Source organism: Roseateles sp. (genome assembly GCF_039929605.1).
GTDB lineage: Bacteria > Pseudomonadota > Gammaproteobacteria > Burkholderiales > Burkholderiaceae_C > Pelomonas.
This window is the reverse complement of record NZ_JBDSQX010000001.1, coordinates 1-23,632: the sequence shown is the minus strand read 5'-3', so window position 1 is coordinate 23,632 and position 23,632 is coordinate 1. Positions and strand designations below refer to the sequence as shown.

Annotated in this window: 17 protein-coding genes and 1 pseudogene; 8 read left to right on the top strand and 10 right to left on the bottom strand. The window is 67.4% G+C overall.

The window, feature by feature from the left end; genetic code table 11:
- The first annotated feature begins 26 nt into the window (after positions 1-26).
- Positions 27-338, top strand: a complete 312-nt coding sequence (locus tag ABIS05_RS00090) for a LysR family transcriptional regulator (RefSeq protein ID WP_348063199.1) — start codon at positions 27-29, stop codon at positions 336-338.
- A 167-nt stretch (positions 339-505) separates the two neighbouring features.
- On the opposite strand, the gene ABIS05_RS00085 is transcribed toward ABIS05_RS00090, so the two are convergent.
- The 4 genes from ABIS05_RS00085 to ABIS05_RS00070 form a co-directional block, all read right to left on the bottom strand.
- Positions 506-1,702, bottom strand: coding sequence for an SO2930 family diheme c-type cytochrome (locus ABIS05_RS00085; protein ID WP_348011290.1), 1,197 nt, complete (start codon positions 1,700-1,702; stop codon positions 506-508).
- Positions 1,703-1,721: 19 nt separating this feature from the next.
- Positions 1,722-3,281 carry a parallel beta-helix domain-containing protein gene (locus ABIS05_RS00080; protein WP_348011289.1) on the bottom strand — a complete coding sequence of 520 codons (1,560 nt, stop codon included), beginning with the start codon at positions 3,279-3,281 and terminating at the stop codon, positions 1,722-1,724.
- A 140-nt stretch (positions 3,282-3,421) separates the two neighbouring features.
- Complete coding sequence (locus tag ABIS05_RS00075) at positions 3,422-3,568, bottom strand: hypothetical protein (protein WP_348011288.1); 147 nt, start codon at positions 3,566-3,568, stop codon at positions 3,422-3,424.
- A gap of 541 nt (positions 3,569-4,109) precedes the next feature.
- Complete coding sequence (locus ABIS05_RS00070; protein WP_348011287.1) at positions 4,110-5,660, bottom strand: methyl-accepting chemotaxis protein; 1,551 nt, start codon at positions 5,658-5,660, stop codon at positions 4,110-4,112.
- Between the two features lie 118 nt (positions 5,661-5,778).
- Between ABIS05_RS00070 and ABIS05_RS00065 the strand changes: the two genes are divergently transcribed.
- The 3 genes from ABIS05_RS00065 to ABIS05_RS00055 all read left to right on the top strand — a co-directional run bounded on the left by ABIS05_RS00065 (position 5,779) and on the right by ABIS05_RS00055 (position 14,474).
- A complete protein-coding gene (locus tag ABIS05_RS00065) occupies positions 5,779-6,543 on the top strand; it encodes a type III pantothenate kinase (protein WP_348011286.1) in 765 nt (254 codons plus the stop codon).
- Between the two features lie 360 nt (positions 6,544-6,903).
- Positions 6,904-8,655, top strand: coding sequence for a hybrid sensor histidine kinase/response regulator (locus ABIS05_RS00060; RefSeq protein ID WP_348011285.1), 1,752 nt, complete (start codon positions 6,904-6,906; stop codon positions 8,653-8,655).
- Positions 8,656-8,690: 35 nt separating this feature from the next.
- On the top strand, positions 8,691-14,474 hold the full coding sequence (locus ABIS05_RS00055; RefSeq protein ID WP_348011284.1) for an alkaline phosphatase D family protein: 5,784 nt from the start codon (positions 8,691-8,693) through the stop codon (positions 14,472-14,474).
- On the opposite strand, the gene ABIS05_RS00050 is transcribed toward ABIS05_RS00055, so the two are convergent.
- Complete coding sequence (locus tag ABIS05_RS00050; RefSeq protein ID WP_348011283.1) at positions 14,466-15,164, bottom strand: response regulator transcription factor; 699 nt, start codon at positions 15,162-15,164, stop codon at positions 14,466-14,468. The two genes, ABIS05_RS00055 and ABIS05_RS00050, sit on opposite strands and share 9 nt — an antisense overlap.
- A gap of 193 nt (positions 15,165-15,357) precedes the next feature.
- On the opposite strand from ABIS05_RS00050, the gene ABIS05_RS00045 reads away from it, so the two are divergent.
- Positions 15,358-16,002: a helix-turn-helix transcriptional regulator gene (locus ABIS05_RS00045; protein ID WP_348011282.1), complete on the top strand. Its 645-nt coding sequence runs from the start codon at positions 15,358-15,360 to the stop codon at positions 16,000-16,002.
- Between the two features lie 3 nt (positions 16,003-16,005).
- Here ABIS05_RS00045 and hslU read toward each other — a convergent pair whose 3' ends face one another.
- Positions 16,006-17,319 carry an ATP-dependent protease ATPase subunit HslU gene (gene hslU, locus ABIS05_RS00040; RefSeq protein WP_348011281.1) on the bottom strand — a complete coding sequence of 438 codons (1,314 nt, stop codon included), beginning with the start codon at positions 17,317-17,319 and terminating at the stop codon, positions 16,006-16,008.
- A gap of 100 nt (positions 17,320-17,419) precedes the next feature.
- On the opposite strand from hslU, the gene ABIS05_RS00035 reads away from it, so the two are divergent.
- Positions 17,420-17,959, top strand: coding sequence for a hypothetical protein (locus tag ABIS05_RS00035; RefSeq protein WP_348011280.1), 540 nt, complete (start codon positions 17,420-17,422; stop codon positions 17,957-17,959).
- A 24-nt stretch (positions 17,960-17,983) separates the two neighbouring features.
- Here the strand turns inward: ABIS05_RS00035 and hslV are convergent, their stop codons facing one another.
- The 4 genes from hslV to ABIS05_RS00015 all read right to left on the bottom strand — a co-directional run bounded on the left by hslV (position 17,984) and on the right by ABIS05_RS00015 (position 22,242).
- Positions 17,984-18,565 carry an ATP-dependent protease subunit HslV gene (gene hslV / locus ABIS05_RS00030; protein WP_348011279.1) on the bottom strand — a complete coding sequence of 194 codons (582 nt, stop codon included), beginning with the start codon at positions 18,563-18,565 and terminating at the stop codon, positions 17,984-17,986.
- A 56-nt stretch (positions 18,566-18,621) separates the two neighbouring features.
- Positions 18,622-20,385, bottom strand: coding sequence for a hypothetical protein (locus ABIS05_RS00025; RefSeq protein WP_348011278.1), 1,764 nt, complete (start codon positions 20,383-20,385; stop codon positions 18,622-18,624).
- Between the two features lie 9 nt (positions 20,386-20,394).
- Positions 20,395-21,033, bottom strand: coding sequence for an RNA polymerase-binding protein DksA (gene dksA, locus ABIS05_RS00020; protein ID WP_348011277.1), 639 nt, complete (start codon positions 21,031-21,033; stop codon positions 20,395-20,397).
- A gap of 156 nt (positions 21,034-21,189) precedes the next feature.
- Positions 21,190-22,242, bottom strand: a complete 1,053-nt coding sequence (locus ABIS05_RS00015) for a GTP-binding protein (RefSeq protein ID WP_348011276.1) — start codon at positions 22,240-22,242, stop codon at positions 21,190-21,192.
- A 112-nt stretch (positions 22,243-22,354) separates the two neighbouring features.
- Between ABIS05_RS00015 and ABIS05_RS00010 the strand changes: the two genes are divergently transcribed.
- Together ABIS05_RS00010 and ABIS05_RS00005 are read left to right on the top strand one after the other, a co-directional pair.
- A complete protein-coding gene (locus ABIS05_RS00010; protein ID WP_407074857.1) occupies positions 22,355-23,254 on the top strand; it encodes an HlyC/CorC family transporter in 900 nt (299 codons plus the stop codon).
- 176 nt (positions 23,255-23,430) lie between these two features.
- Positions 23,431-23,632, top strand: a pseudogene (locus ABIS05_RS00005) (apolipoprotein N-acyltransferase); the annotation flags it as partial.

Here is a 23,632-nt window from a genome sequence, read left to right as displayed (position 1 = left end):
CGACCCGGAATTGCTGATATACGGGCGTGACCCGTGCAGCTGACATCACGGTCAAGTGGCTCGCCGCCGGTTTGAAGCCCGACCTGCTCGCTGCCGGCTTCACTGTAGAAAGGTTGCAGGCGGCTGGAAAGCGATCGCGGACTGCATCCAGCGTTAGCCTTTTGTCTATGCACCCTTCTGGCACGCCGATGGAGAACAGCACTATGGACAAGCTCAAGGCACTCAAATACTTCGTGGCCTCTGTGGAGGGAGGCAGCTTCGCGCGTGCCGCGCAGCGGCTGGAGATCAGCGCGCCGGCGGTACAAATTTGGTGCAGCAGCATCCTTCACTTGCCATAAGTTCGCCGGGCCGCTGTTGTCCAGCGCGCATGACCTTGGCGGACCATCTGAGAGGTCGCGTTTTGCTCGCGCGCCGATCGACTTTGTTGGGCCGACTCTTCAACAAAATCGGCCGTGACGAGCCGGCGGCATCCGCGCCCCGTTGCGTCGTTCGAATAGCTCGCAGCTCAGTAGCACGCCGGCCCAGCGATCTGACTGATCCAGTCACGCATCAGCGCGATTGCCTCTGCGTGGTTAACCCTGCGGCTGATCGGCGGCATCACGTCGCCCGTTGTGGTGTGACTCAGGCGATAGAGAAGCAACGACACATCGGCTTGGCCGGGCACGATGTCATAGACGTAGGGCAGGCCCGGTCCGCCATAGGCGAGCGGCTGCTTGCATACGCCCCACCGCGCGGTCGACGGCGCGGACGCGCCGATGGTGTCGAAGTCAAGCATCAGTCCGCTCTGGAACGCCGACCCGCGCGCGCTGTGGCAGTGAGCGCAGTTGACGTCGAGATAGGCCTTCGCGCGCGCCTCCAGGCCTTGGGTGGTGTCGCGCCAATCAACATTGGCCGGAGCGCCAGTGAGTCCGCTGAATCCCGCGAGGAGCTTGAGCCCGGCCAGGTGCACGAGCTGGTTCTCGGCGACGCCGTTGCCGTACGCGTAGGTCTTGTTCAGGTTGCGTGCCTTGGGACCGATGGGAAGGATGCCCGCGCCTCCCGCGGTCTGTGTCGAATGACACTGCTGGCAGGCCTGTGCGTTGGGCACTCCATAGCTGAATTTTTCGCTGGAACCGTCTGCCGCCACCAGCTCGAGCTGGACGTCCTTGCCACCGACCTTGAGGGTGGCGTCCTTCTGGTCGGCGTCCCATACGTAGGGAAGGCCGGACCACGTGCCGTCGGGCTGAAGCACCAGGATTCGAGTTTCGACCAGGAAGTTGCTCGCCAAGTCGATGGAATCTCCCTGCACCGCCTGGGACTGCCGAGCCACGCCGACATAGGCCGCGTCGGCACTTGCGGCCCTCGGGTAGTAGAACGTCTTCGTGATTGCCGTGCCGATCGGGAAATCCAACGTGCCGTCGGCCTTGTAAGCGATCTGTTTGCTGGGTGGCACATAGACGGCTCGCAGCTTGAACGCGTAGTCGGAAAACAGCGAAGAGTTCAGGTCGTACGGGACGACGCCCGAGTTGAGCGTCAGCTTCTTGCCGTCGTTGGACATGAGGTGCCAGTCGGAGAGCTTCTGCGGCGCCGTGCGCTGGTCGAAGATCTGGACCGACCCCATATCGGTCGAGTCGCCTCCGCCGCAGGCGGCCAGCACGGTTGCGGCGGCAATGCACGCCAGTGCCGTGCGCGCTCGATTGGGGATCGAATTCGGCTGTGTCATGCATTGACCTCTTGCTGGCTCATGGCAGCCCGGTAACCGTGGGCAACGTGATCGTGCAGGCGAGGCGCGGCGGGAAGGGAAAGATCGGCTCGCTCGACAAACCTTGAAGCAGGGCTAAAAGATCCAAATCGATGTTCTCGTATGACATCTGCGCTGGGATGATGGGGATGTCGATGTCGTTCGTGTCGGAGCAGACCCGCTGGTTGCCACCGTACTCTCCGCCCTCGCCTTGGGCACCGGTCGTTCCGGTCGTCGGGTCGACAATTCCGTCCCAGACCACCGCCGCCATGCGTTGCGGTAGCCCATTCGCAGCGAGCGATGCGAACAAGCCGCTGACGACCGGAGCGAGACCGGCCGGATCGGCGAACGCACCGGCGGGCTGGCTGCCGAAGTCACTGACCGTGTTGCCGTGGACGTAGGCCCCGCGCACATAGGGATCGAACTGCGTCGGGTCGAAGAACAGGCCCGTCGACTGGAAGCTCAGTACCAGCACGGCGGCCGTGCTCTGGTGCGCGATTGTGTTGGCCGTAACTTCGGTGTTCTGCGCCGCCATGATCATCACGCCCGTTCCCGGCGGAACGCCCCGAACGACTCCCGAGGCGGTACCGGGGATCGGCCGGTTGTTGCCGACGACCGTGTTTTTGCGCACCAATACACCGTCGTTGTCAGCGAAGCGAAATGCGCCAGGCACTGCAAAGACGAGCACGCCGGCCGAGTTGTCGTGGACATTGTTGTTCTCGACGACGGCGTTGTGCGAGTTCTCGATCTCGACGCCGGCCACGTTCGAATAGGCCTCGTTGCCTGTCACCCTGATGTTCTTCGACTGACCGACGTAGACGCCCGCATCGTTGGCACCGACGGCAACGCTGTTCGTGATCAGGACGTTGTCGCATGCCACCGGGTACAGACCGTAGAACATCCGCGATGTGTGCGCCGGGTCGGTGGTCCATTCAGCGCGCACCGTGTCGATCACGACATCCGTCGAGTTGGTCACGAAGACGGCGTTGCCGGCCGCGTCCTCGACCGCGAACCTCTTCAGCGTCACGCCCTGGACGAAACGGGCCTCGACGCCGTTGCTGTCGGCCGCTCCTTTGAACGACAGGATGGTGCTGCTCGCCGTGTCGGAGCCGTCGCCGGCGCCAAGCAGGGTGACGTTGTTGACGCTCAGCTTGAGCGAGCGATTGAAGAGGTACTTGCCCGCCGGCAGCGTGATGGTGTCGCCTTCGCGGGCCTGAAAGAGGATCGTGTTGAGGTCCTCATCATTCATCTTGGCCGGCGTCACGACTGTGCCGGCGACGGCCGATGCCTCGTCGCCCGATGAACTGCCCCCGCAGCCGCAAAGACCGAGGCAAGCCAAAACGAGAAGTGCAGCAGCAAGCATCGCGAACGGTGCACTGCCTCTGAACATTCCAGAGCGGTGGTGCAGACGCACCGTCATCGAGGCCGCCTTCACCGTGCCGGTGGAGGGTGCCTTGGGCCAGGCCGAGTGCGCGTGATTCAACACGCAGGCCGCCGCCGGCGACGCAAACCGGACGCCATCGCGACGGCCGCGAGCCGTGCGCCGAGCAAGACTGTTCATTGCAACTCCGTTGTGAAGAGGTCGACAACCAGCGCTGTTCGCTGTGTCCTGTCTCACTGAACGAAGTTCGTGCCTTCGGATGGACATCAGGCGACGCAGTTGTTGCGCGAGCAGGGCCGCCGCGACGAGTTGACGCGGCCTCACGACGTCAGAGGAAAGAACTTCACCGCCGTCAGCGCGGCCATGCCGAAGGGCACGGGGCTCAGCATGCGCAACTGCCGCGCGTTGTCGGGCTGTCTTTGCGTCTGAATGAGTGCGAGTACGCCGTGACAGAGGCCGGTGATCATGGCGACTATCGTGCCCATCGGGTCGCAGTCCATGTCGGATGGCTCTGACGTGGTCCGCGTCACCGCAAGTAGAGACCGGCTTTGTCAGAATCGGCGGCAAGCCGAAGAACACACGGAGCCCGTTATCCGTGGGCAGAGCAAGGTTGTCCACTTCAGCTCCGTTGTGAATATGCTACCGGCCCTCGCTCTTCGCTGGCCTACATCTCCCTGAACGAAGTCGGCGCCTCTGAATGGACATCCACTGGTTTCCCCGTTAAAGCGAAGCTGCCGCTCGAGTCGAAGTGTCACGATCATCTGCCCTCGATCACAGCGGAATCTCGACGGCCCGAACTGACCAGCCGGAGTCAGTCTCAAGCGGGTGCTCGGCCCATGCTGGCGGAAGTCAGCAGATGGCCGGCAGCAGTCGGCGGAAGATCGTTGCGAGCGTCGGCAACTGCTGCGAAGCGGAAGCGACAGGGCTACTCAACGCACACGCGAGCGCCATAGCCCTGGCGGCGAAATCAACCGCATGCCTAACCGGCGCCAGCTTGCCGGCTACTCGTCAGCTCAGCTTGAAGCTGCTCACCAACCCCGCCAGCCGCACGGCCTGCTCCTTCAGCGACTGAGCGGCGGCGGCGGACTCCTCCACCAGAGCAGCGTTCTGCTGCGTCATCTGGTCGAGCTCCGTCACGGTGCCGTTGACCTGGGCGATGCCCTGACTCTGCTCGAGGGCTGCGGCGCTGATCTCGCCAATGATGTCGGTCACGCGCTGCACCGAGCCGACGATGTCGGTCATCGTCGCGCCGGCGTCGTTGACGAGGTGGGTGCCGGCCTCGACACGCTCGACGCTGGCATTGATCAGCCCCTTGATCTCGCGCGCGGCTTCCGCCGAGCGCTGGGCCAGCGATCGCACTTCGCCCGCCACCACGGCAAAGCCGCGACCCTGCTCACCGGCCCGCGCCGCTTCCACGGCCGCGTTCAACGCCAGGATGTTGGTCTGGAAGGCGATGCCGTCGATGGTGCCGATGATGTCGGCGATCTTCCTGCTGGCGGTATTGATCTCGCCCATGGTGCTGACCACGCGCGACACCACTGCGCCGCCACGGCCGGCCGTCTCGGCGGCAGCGCCGGCCAGCTGCTTGGCCGTCATCGCGGAGTCGGCGCTCTGGCCGACCGTGCCGGTCAGCTCCGTCATCGCGCTGGAGGCCTGCTGCAGGTTGGAGGCCGTCTGCTCGGTGCGCTGCGACAGGTCCATGTTGCCAGTGGCCACCTCGGCGGACGCCACCTGGATGCTCTCGGCCGACTCACGCACCTGGCCGACGATCTCGGACAGCGACTTCTGCATCGCCGCCAGCGCCTGCATCATCTCGGCCGATTCATCCGTGCCGCTCGCCTCGGGTGCCCGCGACAGGTCACCCTCGGCCATGCGTTCGGCGAAGCGCTTGGCCGCAACCAGCGGGCCGATGATGGAACGCGAGATCAGCACGGCCAGCACGCCGCCGATGATGATGCAGACGATGAACGCCACCAGCAGGCCCACGAAGAGGCTGCTGACCAGGCCCTCGACCTTCGTGAAGACATCGTCGCCACGCTTCCTCAGCTCGCCCTCGATGTTGGTGAGCATCGCCACCGCCGGGTCGTAGGCGACGTCGCCCGACTTCATGTCCTCCTGGGCGGCCTGGGCATCGGCGTAGCCATCGGCGGCAAGCTTGTCGGCCACCGGCCCGACGATCTTGCGGTAATCCGCTATCAGGGCGCGGAACTTGACGAGCGCCTCCTTGCTCTTCTCCTCGGTGGAAATGCCGCCGAAGTCGTCCATAGCCTTGTCCAGGCCCGCCTGAGCGGTGTCCCACTCCTTGCGGGCGCGGTTCGTGCCGTCCTTGTTGAAGATGGAAGCGACCAGCGTCGACGTCGCCGTCTTGCTCTCCAGAAGCCGGCTGCGCGCGGCGACCGTGATGTTGGAGGCCGGGATGAGCTTCTGCGTGATGCCCTGAATCGCCTTCTGCGACACGTTCAACCCGAAGCCGCCGACGGCCACCAGCAGCGCCGTCATGGTCAGGATGATGCCGAAGGCCAGCCAGAGCCGAGCTTGGATGCGTAGACGACGCAGCATGAGGAGGTCTCCTGACGGATGAGGGTGGGCGGGGGAACTTTTGATTGAAGCAGAAACCCCCTGCGGCGCGCGAAAACCTGCTGGTAGGCTCGCGGCATCGTTCACGGCACGGCCCCCCATGAGCTTTCTGGCCATCGACATCGGCAACACCCGGCTCAAATGGGCCGCCTACCCGGAAGGCGCCCAGCCCGGCAGCGCACCGCTCCAGCACGGCGCTGTCTTCCTTGAAAACATCGACCGCCTCGCCGACGAAGACTGGCAAGCCCTGACCCCACCCACGCGCGTGCTGGGCAGCAATGTCGCAGGCGACGCCGTGCGCCGCCGCGTCGAGGAGCAGATGGAGCACTGGGACCTGACCCCGCGCTGGGTTGTGCCCTCCACCGAGGCGGCCGGCATCCGCAACGGTTACGACCACCCGACCCGCTTGGGCGCCGACCGCTGGGTGGCCGTCATCGGCGCGCGCGCCCATGCCCTTCAGCGTGGCTTCGACGGCCCGCTGCTGACCGTCATGGTCGGCACCGCCGTGACGGTCGACGCCGTCTCCACCGACGGCCAGTTCCTCGGCGGCCTCATCCTCCCCGGCCACGGCATCATGCTGCGCGCGCTGGAAGGCGGCACGGCAGGCCTGCGCGTGCCGACTGGCGAGGTGCGCGACTTTCCCACCAACACCAGCGACGCGCTGACCACCGGTGGCACGTTTGCCATCACCGGCGCCATTGAGCACATGCACCGCCTGCTCACGCTGCGCGAAGGCCGCACGCCGTTGTTGCTGATGACCGGCGGCGCGGGGTGGAAGGTGGCGCCGGCGCTGGATGCGCCGCATGAGCTCATCGAAGGGTTGATTTTCGACGGCCTGCTGGCGCTGGCGGCGGCGCGGGGCTGACGCGGCAGCGACGAAGCAGCTCGGGCGGCGCGCGGCGGATGCGCCGGCCTCTCAGTTCTGAGGATGCCAGGTGCGGCCGGTCTCGACATGCTCGCGGCGGCGCCGCACAAGACCCTCCCGCAACCCGGGCGGCACCTCAGGAAGGCCGATGCCACGCCGCCGCCCGCTCATTGCGCGCCACCCTGCCTGCAGCCCTTTGGCCCGCCCGGGCGCAGCGTCGCCGTGACGGCCACGCCGGCGCGGCCAGGCCGCCACAAGCGCAACGTGTCAGGGCTTGCCTGCCTTGACCGGCACCTGCACGGCCCGGATCATGCATCGCGCCGAACGGGCGGTCTCAGGGGGCCGCAGGAGCCTTCATCCGTGCGATCCGAACCCCGCCGAGAGGCGCCCAGCCCGCTGGTGCTGGCCTACATCCATCAACGCTTCGAGGAGACCTTCCTCGGCCAGAGCCGCCGCGCGCAGATCGGCATGCTGCTGGGCGCGACGCTGATCGCCGCCATCTGGTTCAACCGGGTCGAACCGAACCGGCCCATCGCCATGCTCTGGGAAGGCATCGTGCTGTTGGTGACCAGCTGGCGCATGCGCTACACGCCCAGGTTCGTGCACGCCGCGCCGCCGGGCGGCTCCATGCGCCGCATCGCCGCGCTGCTGGCCGTCAACGGCGTGCTGATGGCGCTGCCGCTGTGCGACTTCCAGCAGTTCAACGCCACCGACCGCGCGGCCGTGTCGATCGTGCTGCTGACGACCGCCACGGCGTCGACCGTCACCACCTCGGGCTACCGCTCGCTGTTCCTCGCCTTTGCGGCGCCCATGCTGGTGCCGCTCGCAGCGGCATGGATGTGGGTCGGCGCGCGGCATGCGGACATGGGCGCCTGGGGCCTGGGCGCGCTGATCCTCGTCTTCCTGCTCTTCCTCATCAGCCTGGGGCGGCAGGTGAACGAGACCTTCGAGGCGTCCAGCCGTTACCGCCACGGCGAGCAGCAGCTCAATGAAGAGCTGACCCGCGCGCTGGAACGCGCCGACGAGTCCAACCGCGCCAAGACGCAGTTCCTCGCTGCCGCCAGCCATGACCTGCGCCAGCCTATCCATGCGATGACCGTGCTCGTGGCGGTGCTGATGCTGCGCAACGTTGACAGCGACAGCGCCGAGACCATCAAGCTGCTGGACTCGGTCAACCAGACGCTGTCCAAGCAGCTCGACAGTCTGCTGGACATCTCCAAGCTCGATGCCGGCACCGTCATGCCCCGGCTGGCGCCGTGCCGGCTGGACGCGCTGCTGATCGCGCACGGCGAGGCTATGCACGGCGTGGCAGCGGAGCGCGGCATCGAGCTGACGCTGCAGTGCAGCGAGCGCATGACGACGCTGACCGACGAGGCGCTGTTCGCGCGCGTGCTGCAGAACCTCACCGACAACGCGCTGAAGTTCACGCCGGCCGGCGGCCGGGTGAGCCTGTCGCTGCAGCATGTCGGCGACGACGCAGTGCTGGCCATCTCGGACACCGGCATCGGCATGGCCGCCGATGAGCACGCGCATGTGTTCCGCGAGTTCTACCAGGTGGCCAACGTCGAGCGCGACCGCACCAAGGGCCTGGGCCTGGGCCTGGGCCTGTCCATCGTGCAGCGCCTGTGCGGCCTGCTGGGCGTGCCGCTGTCGCTCGCGTCGGCGCCGGGAGCGGGCACGACCGTGACGCTGCGCCTGCCGCTGTCCACTGCGGAGGGCCGGCCGGCGCCGGTGGCCGGCCCGGTGGATCTGCGCGACCTGTCAGTGCTGGTCATCGACGACGAGGCCATCATCCGCAACAGCATGCGCGCGCTACTGGGCGCGCTGGGCTGCCGCGTGCAGGTGGCGGAATCGGGCGCGCAGGCGGCCGACATCGTCGCCGCCGGCGGCGTGGACGCCATCCTGTCGGACCTGCGCCTGCGCGGCGGCGAGTGCGGCATCGAGGTGCTCGAGCAGCTGCGGTTGATCGAACCCCACGCCATCACGGCCTTCATCACCGGCGACACGGCGCCCGAGCGCCTGAGCGCCGCCCATGCGACCGGTGTGCCGGTGCTGATCAAGCCGGTGGGCTTGCCCGCCCTGCTGAAAGTGCTGAGACCGAAGAGCGACTGAGTCGACCCACGTTCACACCAGGGAGGTGCAGGAACATGAAGAACTTCAACAAACCCGCCGCGGCGGGTAGCGAGGGCGCGCTGCGCCTGTCACGAGGACTGGGCCATCTTTGGGTTGAAGCCCTCGAACCCCGATGCTTCGATGTCCTCATCGTCGGCAGCGGCTATGGCGGCAGCATGGCCGCAGCGGAGCTCGCCGGGCAACAGGTGATGGAGGACGGCGTGCTGCGTCCGTTGCGCGTCGGCGTGCTGGAGCGCGGCAAGGAATACCTGCCCGGCGAGTTCCCCTCACACTTCAGTGAACTGCCGGGCCATTTGCGCCTCGGGCAGCAGGAGACCGGGCGGGTGGGCGGCAAGCACGAAGGCCTGTTCGACCTGCGGCTGGGTGACGATGTGGCCGCACTGCTGGCCAACGGTCTTGGCGGCGGCTCGCTGATCAACGCGGGCGTGTTGCTGGAACCGACGCTGACCGACTTCGCCGCCGGCACGGCGTTGCACGCGCTGGTCGCCGGGCTGGCGAACGGCGGCTTCTTCGCGCGTGCCAAGCGCATGCTGGGCGGCACCGTCACGCGCGCCGGCCAGCAGTTGCCCAACGACATCTCGCGTCATCCCAAGGCCGGCGGCAACGGCCTGCCCAAGACCCTCGCGTTGAGCCGCCTGTCTACGGCCAAGGCGGAGCTGCCACCGCTGTCGGTGGCCATGGACGGTGAAGCCAACGACGCGCAGGTGCAGCTGAAGCCCTGCAATCTCTGCGGCGACTGCATGACCGGCTGCAACGTGGGCGCCAAGGACAGCCTGGACGCCAACCTGCTGGAGCTGGCCCGCGAGCGCGGCGCGGAGATCTACACCGGCGCCACCGTACTGTCGCTGCGCCGGGCCAACGCGAAGGACGCGGGCTGGCGCGGCAAGCGCCCCTGGGCGCTGCGGGTGGCCCACACGTCGCCGGCGCTGCAGCAGCGCGAGGTCCGGCATCTCCACCTCTACGCCCCCGTCGTCATCCTGGCTGCGGGCACGCTGGGCAGCAGCGAGATCCTGCTGCGCTCGCGCACCGACGAGCTGCTGCCGTCGCCGCTGCTCGGCCAGCAGTTCTCCTGCAACGGCGACAACATCGCCGCCGTGGCCGGTCTGCCGGCAGACACGCAGGGCTGCGCGGACGAGGAAGTCGCGCTGGACCAGCGCGGCGTCGGGCCCACGATCACCGGCTCCGTCGGCGCCATCGGTGCCGTTTCGAAGCGGCCCTTCCGCATCCAGGAGTTCTCGGTGCCGGGGGCGCTGAAGCCGCTGTTCGAGGAGCTCGTCACGACGGCCCGCGTCATCCACGAAATGCCGGACCCTGACGAGCACCGCCACGGCGGCGAAGGCGACAAGGCCATCGACCCGCTGGCCGTCGACGACGCGGCCATGCGCAAGACGCTGCTGGTCGGTCTCATCGGCCATGACGACGCCGCCGGCTCGCTGCACCTGCCCCTGCCCATTCGACCGCGCGACCGGCCCGTCGAACAGGGCACGCTGCGCATCCGCTGGCCGCAGGCCCGGCATGCCCCGCTGCTGGAAGAGGCCCACGCGGAACTGGCGGCACGCGTGAAGCGCATGGGCGGGCAGGCCCAGCTCATCGCCAACCCGATGTGGCGGCTGCTGCCGCCCAAGTTGGAACGGCTCGTCAGCCAGCCACGCGGCCCGGTGCTGACGGTACATCCGCTCGGTGGCTGCCCGATGGGCAACTCGGCTGCGAACGGCGTGGTCGATGAGTTCGGCCGCGTCTTCGACGCGAGCAAACAGCCGGTACCGGGCGACGAGCCGCGTCTGGACGGCCTGCTGGTGCTGGACGGCTCCATCATCCCCGGCTCCCTGGGCGCCAACCCGGCTCTCACCATCGCCGCCACCGCGCTGCGCGCCGTCGAACAGCTCAGCGAGGATCAGCGCTACGTCGCGCGGCCCGCCGCGCCACCGGCGGCGCCGCGCCCACGCCGCATGCTGAAGGTGGACGGCACCCGGCCGCATGAGCCGCTGCGAGCGACGGAGATCGAGATCGTCGAGCGCCTGACCGGCAGCGTGGCGCTGAAGGTCGACGCTGAAGAGGAGCCGTATGTCGTGGAGCTGTCGCTGGCCTATGAGCCCGTCATGCCGCAGGCGCTGCGCACACGGCTGAACCGTCGGGTGTACGTGAAGGAGGGCGCCAAGTCCGTCATCCGCCTCTTCAGGCAGGACGACTGGGACAACCACGGCCTGCGCACGGCCAGTGACGCGCAACGCCGGCAGCACATCGCCTTCGAGGCCAGGCTGGGCGGCCAACTGAGCTTCCTGCACCGCGAGCCCTCATCGCCCCTGTGGCGCCGGCTGCGCACCGTATTCCCGTGGCTGTTCAACCGCGGCGCGCGCGACATCTGGCAGGAGTTCGCGGACAAGTCCGGCCGCGACAGCAGGCAGAGCTTCGACGACTACGCCCAGGATCTCTGGAACATGGCCTCGCGCGCTGGCGAGGTGCGCCGCTTCGACTACGTGCTCACACTCGGCACCATCTCCTCCAAGTTCCCGCTGCAACCGGCATGGCAGGGCGGGCAGATCACCGGCAGCAAGCGGCTGACCTACAACCGGCGCGCCAACCCCTGGCACCAGCTGACGCGGCTGTCGCTGGCGAGCATGCCAGGGCTGCGCATGGGCTTTCTCAGCCCGGCGCCCGTCCTGGAACTGGACACGCGTTTCCTGGCCACCCAGGGCATCGCGCTGCTGCGCGTCTCGGCGCAGCAGGATCACGCCCGTGCGCTGCTGGACCTGGCTCGCTTCGGCCTGATGTGGCTGCGCGTGCTGATCAGCATCCACCTGTGGACCTTCCGCATGCCCGACAAACCGTCGACGCAGGAGCCTGACCGCCTGCCGCGGCGCATCAAGGGCCTGCCCGACGCGCCCGAGGTCACCGAGCTGGTGGTGGACCGCATGCCCGGCGCCTACGAAGACGCCCGCGACGACCCGCGCAAGGCCGAGCACAAGGACAAGCCGGAGCTGATCGACTTCTGCACCAATGGCCGCGACGTGCCCGTCAAGATCCGGCTAACGCGCTATCCGTCGGCCAAGCCGGGCGTGAAGCAGCCACCGCTGGTCATGCTGCATGGCTACAGCGTCAGCGGCAACACCTTCACGCACGAATCGCTGGCGCCCAGCGCGGCCGAATTCTTCTGCCGCCAGGGCCGCGAGGTGTGGGTCGTGGACCTGCGCACCAGCACTGCGCTGGCGACCGCCACCTACCCCTGGCCGATGGAGGACGCGGGGCTCATCGACATCCCGGCGGCACTGCTGCACATCCGCAACGCCACCGGCCAGAAGGTCGACGTGCTGGCCCACTGCATCGGCTGCGTGATGCTCAGCATGGCGCTGCTGACCGACCCGCGCGACGTGCGCAAGGGCCGCACGGAGCTCAGCGTCGACACCTGGCTGACCGATGAGCACCTCGGCACACTGGCGGCGTTCAACGGTCTGCAGCCGCTGCAAGACGATACCGGCCACCCCTGCGTGAACCGCATCATCCTGAGCCAGAAAGGGCCGCTGCTGCGCTACACCGACAGCAACATCTTCCGCGCCTTCCTGCTGCAGTCGATGCGGCGGCTGCTGATGCACGACAGCTACCAGTTCCGCCCGCCGCGCGATCCCAAGGTCATGGACCAGTTGCTGGACCGCCTGCTGTCCAGCCTGCCCTACCCCGACGCAGACTATGACGTCGAGAACCCGCTTTGGCCCTGCAAGGCCACGCCGTGGGTCGCCTCACGCCACCGCATGGACGCGCTCTACGGCCGCGACTTCGAGGCCGCCAACCTCAGCGACGCGACGCTGCGCGCCATCGACGATCTGTTCGGCCCCATCAACTTGGACACCGTCGCCCAGACCATCCACTTCGCGCGCTTCCAGGCCATCACCAACCAGCGCGGCCGCGGCGAGTTCGTCACGCGCAAGCGGCTGCGCGAGCGCTGGGGCGCCATCCCGACGATGATCATCCACGGCGCCAACAACGGCCTGGTCGACGTGGCCACGCAGGACCTGCTGGCCCGCCATCTGCGCGAGGCCGGCGTGCGGCTCATCAGCCCGCCGACCGACCGCGCGCCCTACGCCGACATGGGCCATCAGGATGTGCTGATCGGCAAGGATTCCGCCCGCGTGTTCCAGGACATCGAGGACTTCCTGCTGAAGGTGACCCTGCCGGAACGGCAGACGCCGCCCCCCGACCCGCTGGTGTTCACGCTGCCATGGATAGGCCCGCGCATCGCGCTGCCCAACGAGCAGTTCGCGCTGGCACTGGCCTGCATGTCGCGCCCCGAGCAGGGCGCGGCAAGGCTCTACCTGCTGCCTGTCAGCGAGCGCCACGGCGTGTTCACACTCGGCACCGACGCCACGGCCATCGTCCAGAGCAAGGCGCCCGGCCACAGCGATCAATGGCTGTTCGCCAATCCGCCCTTGTCTGCACCTGCCGCCAGCACCGGCTATCTGGCGCTCATGGTGCACACGCGCGACGACGCCATGCTGGGCGAGGACGCCTGGGCGCTCGCGCCGCCGGCGGCGGTGTCCGCCCGCACGCCGATGAACGCACCACCGCCGAACGCGCGCCCCCCAACGCCCACCGAGGTCCTCGACCAAGCCCACCGCTGGCTGGCCGCACAGGCGCCCGACACGCCGCGCGATGCCTACGTCAGCCACACAGCACTGGTGGTAGCGATGCAGCGGCATGGCGCCACCCTGCCCCAGTACGGCGCCCGTTTCGCCCTGGCCAGTTGCCAGTACCCCGCTGGCCTGCTCGACGATCCGGTGGCCCAGGTCAGCCTGCAGCGGCTGGCCGACACCGCCCACGGCGCCCTGCCCGTGGGCCTGGCGCTGCTGGTGGGCGACCAGGTCTACGCCGACGCCACCGCAGGCCTGATGGACCCGACGCGCCGTGACGAACGCTACGACCAGCCCACTCAGAAGGCCTTGCGGGCGAGCGGCATGCGCAGCCTGCTGCGCAGCATGCCGGTACAGATGCTGCTGGATGACCACGAAATCGTCGACAACTGGGAGCCGACGCCCGGCGCGGTTGAAAAGGTCCGCCCCATCGATTCGCTGCACAACCGGCTGAACTGGGGCTTCGGCTTCGCGGCCTTCCGCAAATACCAGCGGATGAGCACCCACCATGGGCTGCCCGAGTTCGGAGATACCGCGGACCTGGCCTTCAACCACGCCGGCTTTCCGTTCTACCTGGCCGACACCCGCTCGGGGCGTTCGCCGCGCGGCTCCAAGTTCGCACCGGGCCAGCAGTTCATCATGAGCGACGCGCGGCTGCAGACGCTGGAGCGGTGGCTGCTGGCTCAGGGCAACGCGGTCAAGTTCGTCGCCTGCCCCTCGCTGCTCCTGCCGCGCCGGCGCCAGAGCGGCGAGGACGAATCCAGCGGCGCCGACCACAGCGATGCCTGGGACGGCTTCCCGGCGTCGCTGGAGCGACTGCTCTGCTTCATCGCCGCCCACCAGATCAGCAACACCGTCTTCCTGTCTGGCGACGAGCACCACAGCCTGGTCACCGAGGCGATCATTGAGCTGCCAGGCGCCAAACCGGTCAAGCTGCTGTCCGTGCACAGTTCGAGCCTCTACGCGCCCTTCCCCTTCGCCAACGGCCGCCCTAGCGAACTCGCTCTCGACGAGAACTTCCAGCAGGGTGCGCTTGACGTGAAGGTCATCTCGCACGTCGCCCCGAGCGGCGACGGCTTCGCCATGCTGCACACCGACGGCATGCAGCTCCACGTCGCGTTCAGCCGCGCGGGCGAGGCCACGCCACGGCACTTCCGCAGCGTGGGCCTACGCTGACCCATCCTGGCGGTCGAAGCGCAGGCCCAGCCGGCCAGCGGCAACGACGGCCTGCGTGCGTGACGTGACGTTCAGCGCCCGCAGCACCGCCGTCGTGTGCGCCTTCACGGTGCTGATGGACAGATCGAGCTGACGGCCGATCAGCTTGGCCGGCAGGCCCTGCAGCAACAGGTGCAGCACCTCCGCCTGACGGGACGTCAGCCCGAGGTCGGCCGCCGTGCGGCGCCGGCCGGCCACGTCGGGCGCCGCTGCGTCCCGCGTCGCCAGCACCGGCGCCGGCAACGGGGCCTGGCTCGACATAAACACCTTTGGCGGCAGGTAGATGCCGTGGTCGAGGATCAGGCGCAGCGCGGCGATCATCACCTGCGGCGTCGAGCTCTTGGGGATGAAGCCCATCGCACCGGCGTCCAGCGTGGCCAGCACCGTCTCGCGGTCGTCGTTGGCCGACACCACCACCACCGGCACCGCGGGAAAGTCCACGCGCAGGTGCAGCAGGCCCTGCATGCCCGACACGCCGGGCAGGCCGAGGTCAATAAGGATCAGGTCGACGTCGGTTTCGTCATCCAGCAGGCCCCGGGCCTCCTCGAAGCTGCCCGCCTGCAGCACTTCCAGCGGCTGCACCAGCGGCCTCAGCAGCAGCGCAATGCCCTCCCGGAACAGCGGATGGTCATCGATCAGCAGCACTTTCATTGGCTTGTCTCCGTTACGCCCATGGTAGTCAGGCGCAGGTGCGGCATGCGGGTCCCACGCCTGGGCCTTTGGTCCTAGACCAAGGTCTTCCCCAAGATGCTGGCCCAGCCCTCCCACGGCACTTTCGGCCGATGGCGATCACCGGCGGCAGCGACCAAACTTGTTACCAATTGCCACGTTCAGGGAGAACCTCATGACCGCCACCGCCGTGCTCATCACCATGCCCGTGCCCGTCCGCCAGGACAGGGCCGCCATCGACGGCCCCGCGCTGCTGCTGGCCGCGCTGCCGCAGCCGCTGCTGGTGGCGTTGCCGGACCGGCGGCTGCTGTTTGCCAATGCGAGCGCCGAGCGCCTGCTGCTCGATGGCAAGGGCTCCCAGCGGGCTGGCCACCTGATGGCGCTGGGCCAGCTGGACGCAACGCGGCTGGCCCAGTTGCTGCTGCAAGCCGGCGCCGGTTCGTCGGCACGGCTGGGCCTGTGGTTCTCACCCGGGCTCGAAACGGCCTGGCTGCACCTGGCGCCGCTCGCGCCCAGCGTGCTGAAGGCCTGCGGCTGGCCCGCCGACAGCGTGCTGCTGACGGTGCAGCTGGACCAGCCCGCCCTGACCCAGGCCGCGCGCATCGACGCGCTGACCCGCCAGTGCCGGCTCAGCCAGGCCGAGCGCCATGTGCTGCTGCTGCTGGCCGACGGCGAACCGGTGGACGCCACCTCGCGCCACCTCGGCCTGTGCGTCAGCACGGTGCGCAGCCACGTGCGCAACCTGCTCGGCAAGACACAGGCGCCGTCGCTGATGCAACTGCTGCGCTGGACGGGCAGTTCCCAGCCGCTATCGCATTGACCCTCAGAGGATGAAGCGCGACAGATCCTCGTTCGCCGCCAGCGCGGCCAGCTTGGCATCCACCGCTGCGGCATCCAGCGTCAGCGTCTGACCCGAGCGGTTGGGCGCGTCGAAGCTGATCTCGTCGAGCAGCCGCTCCATCACCGTGGCCAGGCGGCGGGCGCCGATGTTCTCGGTGCGCTCGTTGACCTCGAAGGCGATCTCCGCCAGCCGGCGGACGGCGTCGGGCTGCAGGTCCAGCGTGACGCCCTCGGTCGCGAGCAGGGCCTGGTATTGCTTGACGAGGCTGGCATGCGTGCTCGTCAGGATGGCCTCGAAATCGGCCACCGACAACGAGTCCAGCTCGACGCGGATGGGCAGGCGGCCCTGCAGCTCGGGGATGAGGTCGCTGGGCTTGGCAAGGTGGAAGGCGCCGCTGGCGATGAAGAGGATGTGGTCGGTCTTCACGAGGCCGTATTTTGTCGACACGGTCGTGCCTTCGACGAGGGGCAGCAGGTCGCGCTGCACGCCCTGGCGAGAGACCTCGGCACCGCCGTGCTCGCCGCGCGACGCCACCTTGTCGATCTCGTCGATGAAGACGATGCCCATCTCCTGCGCGTTGTGTAGCGCGGTCGCGCGGGTCTCGTCCTCGTTGACGAGCTTGGCAGCCTCTTCGTCGACGAGCAGCTTTATCGCCTCAGCAATCTTGAGCTTGCGCGTCTTCTTCTGGTTGCCGCCGAACTGGCTGAACATGCCCTTCAACTGCTCGGCCATGTCCTCCATGCCGGGTTGATTGCCGAAGGGCGTCAGCACCTCCAGGCTGGCCTTGGGCGCGGCGAGGTCGAGCTCGATGTCCTTGTCGTTCAGCTGGCCCTCGCGCAGGCGCTTGCGCATGGTCTGCCGCGTGGCGTTGTCGGGCTCCACGCCGGGCAGCAGCACATCGAGGATGCGGTCCTCGGCCGCGTCCTCGGCACGCGCCTGGCAGCGGCGCATGCCCACTTCGCGCTCCTGCTTGACGGCCACCTCGACGAGGTCGCGGATGATGGAGTCGACGTCCTTGCCGACATAGCCCACCTCGGTGAACTTGGTCGCCTCCACCTTGATGAAGGGCGCTCCCGCCAGCTTGGCCAGGCGCCGCGCGATCTCGGTCTTGCCGACGCCGGTCGGGCCGATCATCAGGATGTTCTTGGGCGTGATCTCGCCGCGCAGCTTCTCGTCGACCTGCTGGCGGCGCCAGCGGTTGCGCATGGCGATGGCGACCGCGCGCTTGGCGGCGTGCTGGCCGACGATGTGGCGGTCCAGCTCGGTGACGATTTCTTGGGGAGTCATACTGCTCATGATGTTAGGTAGAGTGCCGCTGCCGCAAGCGGGCAACGCTTGAGCCGCACAGAACACGGCCGGTGCTGCGGCGGCTGACGCCCATGTCAGGGAGAGTTAGATGAGGAAGACAACGCGCCTCGTTCGAGGCATCTCGGTGCTGAGCTGTGCCGCCCTCGTGCTCAGTGGCTGCGCGACCGCCGGCAAGGTCAAGCTGCAGACGGTGCGCGTCAGCGTTGCCGATGAGAAATGCGCCGACGTGGGTGCTGCGCGCTGCACGCTGCGCAACGGCGCGGGTGACTGGCAGCTCAACGCGCCAGGCGTCGCGACGGTCAGCGTCGACGCTGAGCCGCTGCGCATCAGCTGCACCAGCGAGGACGGGAAGCAAGCGGGCGACGCCAGCCTGGAACGCAAAAGCACCACCGGCCGAAACATGCTGATCGGCGCGGGCGCGGGCCTGTTGGTCGGCGGGGTCGCCGGGGCGAGCCAGAGCCGCAAGGACAGCAAGAACGGCGACCTCCTCGCCGGCTTCGGATTGGCCGTTGGCGTGCTGTGGGGCGTCATCGTTGGCACGGGTGCCGGCGCAGCGAGCGGCGAGACCGGCTACGCCGATGCCGTGCGCGTCACGCTGAGGCCCTTGCCCAAGCCCGCCACGCCCTGAACGGCCGTTGACCACGCCCTGCCCTCAGCCGCCGCCGGTCGGCTCGAGGATTTCGAGCGTGTGGTTCTGGTTGGTGTAGATGCAGATCTCGCCGGCAATCTCCAGCGAGCGCTTGACGATGTCGGCCGCGCCCAGTTCGGTGTGCGCCAGCAGCGCCTTGGCTGCGGCCTGCGCGTAGGCGCCGCCCGAGCCGATGGCGACGATGCCCTGTTCGGGCTCCAGCACATCGCCGTTGCCGGTGATGATGAGCGAGGCGGTGCGGTCGGCGACGGCGAGCATGGCTTCCAGGCGACGCAGCACGCGGTCGGTGCGCCAGTCGCGCGTCAACTCGACGGCCGCGCGCACGAGGTGGCCCTGGTGCTTTTCCAGCTTGGCCTCGAAGCGCTCGAACAGCGTGAAGGCGTCGGCCGTGGCGCCGACAAAACCGGCCAACACCTGGTCGCGGTAGAGCTTGCGCACCTTGCGTGCCCCGGCCTTGACGATGGTGTTGCCGAGGGTCACCTGGCCATCGCCGCCGATGGCGACCTGCCAGCCGGTGGGCGTCTGGCGGCGCACGGAGATGATCGTGGTGCCGTGGTAGACGGCGGCGGAGGAATCAGAGGACATAGAGGCTCCAGATAAGGCCAGCGAGGGCCTATGCAACCCCTAGCCCCAGTGCAAGATCAGTTGATCCGCACTTTCACCTTGGCATGCTCGTTGATGCCCATGGCGCCGAAGAACAGCGCAACAAGGCGGTGAGCATCGGTGAAGACCACCATGCGGTTCTCTGTGCGGCGCTGCAGCACCCAGTTCAACAGGTCGCCAGCGGCCATGAAGTCCAGGCGGATCAGCTTGGTGCAGGAGATGTTGATGAGGCTGGCGTCGCCGACCTCACTGCCGATGGCGCGCAGCGTGTCGGAGATGTCACCGCTGAGTTGCCCGCGCAGCTCCACCTGGGCTGTCGCACTGGCCGGGTCGAGCAGGCCGGTGTCGAGGAAGCTTGAATGGGCCTCGCTCTGCATCGTGCTGGCTGCGGGGCTGTTCGTGGACGTGCCTTCGCTGCCGATGCGCACGCGGCACTTGGCGCGCTCCCATGAAGGCGGCGACACCTCGTAGGTCACGCAGTAGTCGATGGCGGCTTCGTCGAACTGGTCCGGCCGGTTGGCCAGCCGCAGCGCTTCAAGGCGCAGCATCCAGAGCGCGGGGTCGGTGTCGCGCTCGCCGACGGGGGCGAGTTCCTTGAGTTGGGTCAGGAAGTGGTCGCCACCGATCCAGCGCTGGTCGACCTGCTGCTGGGCCCACTGGCGCAGCACCTGGCGCAGCTGGATGGCCGCCTCGATCTCAACCTGCTCGAGCGCACCCCAGTCGAAAACCCAGGGCATGGGCAGCGTTTCGGCGCGCTTTTGCAGCACGGTCACGTCTTCGGCCCGCAGCGTGGACGGCGCCGTCCAGCTGACCTGACCGGCCTTGGCCATCGGCGAGCGGTTGGCCTGGCGTGCCGACTCGGCCACCAGCTTGGGCATGGAAAACCACTGCGGCGCCGACAGCCCGAACTGCTGGGCGTACTCGACGGCCAGCACCTCGAACTTGCCCTGGGCACCCGTCGCGCGGTAGTGGTCGAACAGCACCAGCCAGGTCTCGCCGTGCAGGTTGCGGCTGCCGCTCGGGCGCACGAGTTCGGTCAGCGCGTGCTCGCTGGAGTCGTAGTCGGCATTGGCGAAGGCAATGACGGCCTCGTCCAGCTCCGGGTCGTGCACGAGCTCCTGCACCTCGACCGGCGCCGTGGATTCAGCCAGCGAGAAGGACAGCGGCATGTCCAGCGGTGGCAGGTCGGGCAGGCGACTGGCTGGCGAGTCGGACAGCGGCGGGATGGCCGCGCCCATGGTGACGGCGGCGGGAGGCGTCGGTGCCGAAAGGCGCTGCATCTCCTTGGGGGTCGAAAACTCGCTGACGCGGGCGCCCGACGGCTCCATAGCCGCTGGCGCGGACCTCGTCGAAGCAAAGGCGACAGGCCGGGTGCTGGTCTCGAAAAAGCCCGGCTGCTGCTGGGGGACGGCCTGCGTCGTCGCAAAGCTCTCGCCCACCATCTGCTGCTCGATCTCGTCGATCTTGGCCTTCACGCCGAGGTCGATCTTGGAGCTGGGTTCGCTGATACGTTCGTCGTCGCCAAGCTTGGACTGCGACGCGGCCAGCGCGGCCAACTGCTCAGGCGTCAGCCCCTCGCGGCGGATGCGACGCAGCATGTCGAGTTCGCGCTTGCGCACGAAATCGTTGCGGCGCTTGCGCTCCACCATGGCGCGCAGCTCCGCCTTGGCGAGATCGCCCTCGGGGTCGTCCTGGCGCGAATTGATCTCCGCCCAGTCCGTCGTCGGATTGGCGACAAAGCGCGCCACCTTGCGGAAAAAGCTGTCGCCTTCCTTGGGGTCTGCGGGCTTGGACTCTGTCATGACGAGAGCTTAATCTCCGAACATCTTCTGTTTGAGCTCGCGGCGCTGCTGCGCTTCGAGCGACAGCGTCGCCGTCGGGCGGGCGATCAGGCGGCCCAGGCCGATGGGCTCGCCGGTTTCGTCGCAGTAGCCGTAGTCGCCGCTGTCCAGCCGGATGATGGACTGGACGATCTTCTTCAGCAGCTTGCGTTCGCGGTCGCGCGTGCGCAGTTCCAGCGCATGCTCTTCCTCGATGGTCGCGCGGTCGGCCGGGTCGGGCACGATAGTCGTGTCTTCACGCAGATGCTCGGTCGTCTCGCCAGCGTTGGACAGCACCTCGCTTTTCAGGCCTTCCAGCTTGGTGCGGAAGAACTCGATCTGCTTGGCATTCATGTACTCCGCATCCGGCATGGCCAGGATCTCGGCGTCGCTCAGTTCAGCGCCCGCCTTGTTCTTCCAGGCGTTGACGAGCTTGGGGTCGCCCTTGGCGGCAATGCGCGGCGTCTCGTCAACTTCGTGGTTGGCACCACGCGCAGGCGGCTTCGGCGGCGCGAAGCGGTCGGCAAAGCGATTGGCCGGAGCGGGCAACTCCATCATTGCCACGTCGGCGCCAGGATCATTCTTCTTCGCACCCTTGGATGCGGATTTCGGGGACGGGGTCTTGCTCACAGTCTTCTCCTCGCTCAGGGCTTGCATCGGCGCGGTGTCAGACCTTGATCCCACTGCTTTCCAGCCTGCTGCCCAACTTTGAGCGCGGCGGATTGTAGCCATGAGGATCGAAGCGCCCGCGAAGCTCCGAAAGAAGGCCATCGCGGGCTAAAAACATCACGCCAGACAACCTTCCAGACCTTGCATCAATACGTCCTTCGGCAAATCAATGCCGATGAACACCATCTTGCTCTGCTTTTTCTCTCCCGGCATCCACTTGGGGCCGAGATCAGAACCCATCATCTGATGCACACCCTGGAAGATGACCTTCTTCTCCGTGCCTTTCATGTGTAGGACACCCTTGTATCTGAGCATCTTCGGGCCGTAGACCTGCACGATGGCGCCCAGGAAATCCTCCAGCTTGGCCGGATTGAAGGGCTTGTCGGAGCGGAACACGAAACTCTTCACATCATCGTCGTGCGCATGGTGGTGGGGGTGGTCGCAATGCTCACCATGCTCGTGATCGTGATGATCATGGCCATGGTGGTCATGCGCGTCGGCGTTCAGAAAATCCGGATCGATCTCCAGCTTGGCGTTCAGGTTGAAGCCGCGCAGGTCGAACACCTTGCTGAGCGCCACTTCGCCGAAATGCGCCGTCTGGATGGGCGCACGCGGGTTCATGTGCTTGAGGCGGTGGATCAGCGCCTCCACGGCCGCCGGCTCAACCAGGTCGCTCTTGCTGATGAAGAGCTGGTCGGCAAACCCGACCTGCATGCGCGCTTCCTGGCGGCTGTCGAGCTGCTCTTCGGCGTGCTTGGCGTCCACCAGCGTCAGCACCGAGTCCAGCAGATAGGCCTCGGCGATCTCGTCGTCCATGAAGAAGGTCTGGGCGACGGGGCCGGGGTCGGCCAGGCCGGTGGTTTCGATGATGACGCGGTCGAACTTCAGCTCCCCCTTGCGGCGCTTGGCCGCCAGGTCGCTCAGCGTCGTGCGCAGATCCTCGCGGATCGTGCAGCAGACGCAGCCGTTGTTCATCTGGATGATCTGCTCGCTGGTGTCCGAGACGAGGATCTCGGTGTCGATGTTCTCTTCGCCGAACTCGTTCTCGATGACGGCGATCTTCTGGCCATGGGCTTCGGTCAGCACGCGCTTGAGCAGCGTGGTCTTACCGGCACCGAGAAAGCCCGTGAGGATGGTGGCGGGGATGAGCCCTTGGGCAGCAGTGGACATGGTGGGGCCGTTTTAAAGCAAGGCAGCAGATATAGGGGCTAGGCGCCCCAGGACAAGGTCTTGTCAAACCAATCGGCTATTCTGTCCTTTCCGCAATATCCCGACAGCCCCCTTGAGCGAACCGCATTCAGGCCGGCCCCCAGTTCGCGGGGCCGCCAAACACCCGCCCGAGGCACGCGGCCTGCTGGAGCGCATGCTGGAGTTCCTGCACCCCGGCCCCGACTCCAAGTCCGAACTGATCGAAACCCTGGCCGACGCCGAGCAGCGCGAGCTGATCGAGCCCGAGTCGCGCCAGATGCTGGAAGGCGTGCTGCGCATGGCCGAGCTGTCGGCCGGCGACGCCATGGTGGCCGCCCCGCGCATGGACCTGCTGGACATTGACGCGCCCTACGACGAGCTGCTCGGCCTGGTGATCGACGCCGGCCACTCGCGCTTCCCGGTCTACGAAGACACGCGCGACAACATCCTGGGCATCCTGCTGGCCAAGGATCTGCTGAAGATGCAGCGCGCCCCAGAGCTGAACCTGCGTGCGCTGTTGCGGCCCACCGTCTTCGTGCCCGAGAGCAAGGGGCTGAACGAGCTGCTGCGCGAGTTCCGGGGCAATCGCAATCATCTGGCCATCGTGATTGACGAGTTCGGTCGCGTTGCCGGCCTCATCACCATCGAGGACGTGCTGGAGCAAATCGTTGGCGAAATTGAAGACGAGTTCGACATCGAGGAAGACGATGGCGACATCTTCGGCCTGACCGACCACACCTACCGCGTCAGTGGTGACACCTCCATCGAACGGGTCAACGAGTCGTTCGAGGTGCAGCTTCCCGAGACCGACTTTGAAACCATAGGCGGGCTGGTCGCGCATGAAATGGGCCATGTGCCCAAGCGCGGCGAGCATTACGCGCTGGCCGGCCTGCATTTCACCGTGCTGCACACCAAGGGCGGCGCGGTGCGCTGGTTCAAGGTGTCGCCGGCGGCTGCCGCAGCGGCGTCAGAGACCGCGCCTGACGCCTTGTGACGCAGCGCAGGGGCTTGGGTCGCATGAAGGCCGCTTCGCTTGGCGTTTCCGACGCCTACGCTGCGCATTCTCCGTCTGCCGGGCGACGCGCTGGCGCCGTAAAACCTGCGCACGACGGCTTGTCCATTTTCCAGTTCGCCATTGTCTTGGTCGCCGGAGGCCTGCATGCCCTGAGCATGGCCTGGCCTTTTGCCGCGCTGCCGGGCCTGGCGGCCGGCCAGCCGTCGGGCGCCTTGCAGCTGCTGGCGCTGGCGTTGCTGGCCGGCCAGCTCGACGGCGCCACTTCGTGGCGGCGCGGCGCCTGGCTGGGCGGCGTGTTTGCCACCGCCATGCTAGGCGCGACCTTCTGGTGGCTGTATATCTCGCTGCATGTCTACG

Excerpts from the sequence above, each read along its gene's own strand:
- ABIS05_RS00015 (WP_348011276.1), bottom strand. The coding sequence starts at position 22,242 with ATGTCCACTGCTGCCCAAGGGCTCATCCCCGCCACCATCCTCACGGGC.
- ABIS05_RS00075 (WP_348011288.1), bottom strand. The coding sequence starts at position 3,568 with ATGATCACCGGCCTCTGTCACGGCGTACTCGCACTCATTCAGACGCAA.
- ABIS05_RS00080 (WP_348011289.1), bottom strand. The coding sequence starts at position 3,281 with ATGAACAGTCTTGCTCGGCGCACGGCTCGCGGCCGTCGCGATGGCGTC.
- ABIS05_RS00025 (WP_348011278.1), bottom strand. The coding sequence starts at position 20,385 with ATGACAGAGTCCAAGCCCGCAGACCCCAAGGAAGGCGACAGCTTTTTC.
- ABIS05_RS00065 (WP_348011286.1), top strand. The coding sequence starts at position 5,779 with ATGAGCTTTCTGGCCATCGACATCGGCAACACCCGGCTCAAATGGGCC.
- ABIS05_RS00070 (WP_348011287.1), bottom strand. The coding sequence starts at position 5,660 with ATGCTGCGTCGTCTACGCATCCAAGCTCGGCTCTGGCTGGCCTTCGGC.
- ABIS05_RS00035 (WP_348011280.1), top strand. The coding sequence starts at position 17,420 with ATGAGGAAGACAACGCGCCTCGTTCGAGGCATCTCGGTGCTGAGCTGT.
- ABIS05_RS00085 (WP_348011290.1), bottom strand. The coding sequence starts at position 1,702 with ATGACACAGCCGAATTCGATCCCCAATCGAGCGCGCACGGCACTGGCG.
- hslU (WP_348011281.1), bottom strand. The coding sequence starts at position 17,319 with ATGAGCAGTATGACTCCCCAAGAAATCGTCACCGAGCTGGACCGCCAC.
- ABIS05_RS00050 (WP_348011283.1), bottom strand. The coding sequence starts at position 15,164 with ATGAAAGTGCTGCTGATCGATGACCATCCGCTGTTCCGGGAGGGCATT.
- ABIS05_RS00055 (WP_348011284.1), top strand. The coding sequence starts at position 8,691 with ATGAAGAACTTCAACAAACCCGCCGCGGCGGGTAGCGAGGGCGCGCTG.
- ABIS05_RS00045 (WP_348011282.1), top strand. The coding sequence starts at position 15,358 with ATGACCGCCACCGCCGTGCTCATCACCATGCCCGTGCCCGTCCGCCAG.
- hslV (WP_348011279.1), bottom strand. The coding sequence starts at position 18,565 with ATGTCCTCTGATTCCTCCGCCGCCGTCTACCACGGCACCACGATCATC.